Here is a 1,843-nt window from a genome sequence, read left to right on the forward strand (position 1 = left end):
AAGAGGCTGGGACATAACTCAGTAGATTTATAAGAAAGAGGCCACCTGGCGCGACTCGTTCGCGCCAGGTGGCCTCTTCTCCTTTTTATGGGTTCGTACGCACATTTCGATATAAACAGATAGGGGCGACCTCTGATAAAGTTAAAGTGACCAAACCATAACTTTGGAGGTGCCCCTATGTACAAAGAGTATACCATGAACCAGTTGGTTTTGCCCCTAGATTTAGAAGTTCGGCTCCCGGAGAACGACATCGCCTTCGCCGTCCACGACCTCGTCGAACAGATCCCGGACGAGGCGTTCGAGACGTTCTGGCGAACGACGGGCTGCCCGGCCTATCACCCGCGGATGATGATGAAGATCGTCCTCTGCGCGTACACGCAGTCCGTGTTCTCGGGCCGGAAGATCGAGGGCCTTCTCAAGGACAGCCTGCGCATGATGTGGCTCGCCCAGGGACACGAGCCGAGCTATCGGACGATCAATCGGTTCCGAGTCCATCCGGACGTCGCCCCGATCCTGAAGTCCGCCTTCGTCACGTTCCGTTGCCACCTCGTCGAGGCGGGTGAGATCGACCAGGAGGCGATCTTCATCGATGGCACGAAGCTCGAGGCGAACGCGAACCGATACACCTTCGTCTGGAGGAAGGCCGTCGAGAAATACAGCGCCGCACTCGTCGAGAAGTCGAACCGGCTGTACGAGGAGCTGATGTCCGAGCAGGTCATCCCAGAGATCGAGCGCGAGAGCCCGGAGGCGCTCTCGGTCGAAGAACTCGAGGAGGTCGCGGCGCGACTCGGGGAAAAGGTCGACGCGATCGATGAGGAAATCGCGTCGACGACCGACGTCGAGGAACGCAAACGACTGCGCGCGAGACGCAAGGAACCCCGCCGCCTCCGCAAGCAGGCCTCCGACTTCGCTGCCCGGAAACGCCGATACGAGGAACACATGGCCGCCTTCGGCACGCGGAACAGTTACTCGAAGACCGACAGGGATGCGACGTTCATGCGGATGAAGGATGATCACATGAAGAACGGACAATTGAAGCCCGGCTACAATGTCCAGATCGCGACCTCGGGCCAGTACACGCTGGCGTATGACGTCTTTCCGAACCCGACCGATATGAGGACGTTGGCCCCGTTCCTCGACGAGGTCGAAACGTTCCTCGAGTTACCCGCCTACATCGTCGCCGATGCGGGATATGGGAGCCAGCCGAACTACACGGACATCCTCGAGCGCCGGGGGCGCATTCCCTTGATCCCGTACACGATGTACCGGAAGGAACAGAAGAAGAAGTGGCGCGAGAACCCTTTCAACATCTCGAACTGGGCGTACGACAGGGAATCCGATACGTTCACCTGCCCGGACGGGAGACGGCTCCCGTTCAGCCACGAATCCCGTAAGACCGACAGGGACGGGTTCGTCCGCGAGTCCCGCATGTATCTGAGCGAGGACTGCGGCGGGTGTCCGTTCCGCGACCTGTGCACAAAGGCCGAGGAAGGGAGCCACCGCCAGGTCGGTGTGAACGTGGCCTGGGAAGAACAAAAGCATATGACGAGAACGCTGCTTTCGGATGAGAAAACGGGTGCCCTCTACGCCAGACGCAAGACGGACGTGGAACCAGTTTTTGGATATCTGAAGGCCAATTTGGGTTTCACCCGCTTCTCCGTCAGGGGAAAACAGCGCGTGAGACGCGAGCTCGGCTTCGCGCTCATGGCGGTGAACCTGCGGAAGTTCATCGCCACCGTTGTCGCCCGAAGTACAAAGAAAGGGTCCGGTCACCGAAAATCGGTGACCGGACCCCTCTTTTTGATTGAAATACTTTAGAACTGGCTAGTTATGTCCCAGCCTC

The 1,843-nt window shown here is 58.7% G+C and carries 1 protein-coding gene; it reads left to right on the plus strand.

What is annotated here, in order from left to right:
• The first annotated feature begins 177 nt into the window (after window positions 1-177).
• Complete coding sequence (locus KNP71_RS15640; protein WP_242679095.1) at window positions 178-1,818, plus strand: IS1182 family transposase; 1,641 nt, start codon at window positions 178-180, stop codon at window positions 1,816-1,818.
• The last annotated feature ends 25 nt before the right edge of the window (window positions 1,819-1,843 follow it).

The sequence above is a fragment of the Exiguobacterium sp. s56 genome, assembly GCF_018618255.1.
Taxonomy (GTDB): domain Bacteria; phylum Bacillota; class Bacilli; order Exiguobacteriales; family Exiguobacteriaceae; genus Exiguobacterium; species Exiguobacterium chiriqhucha.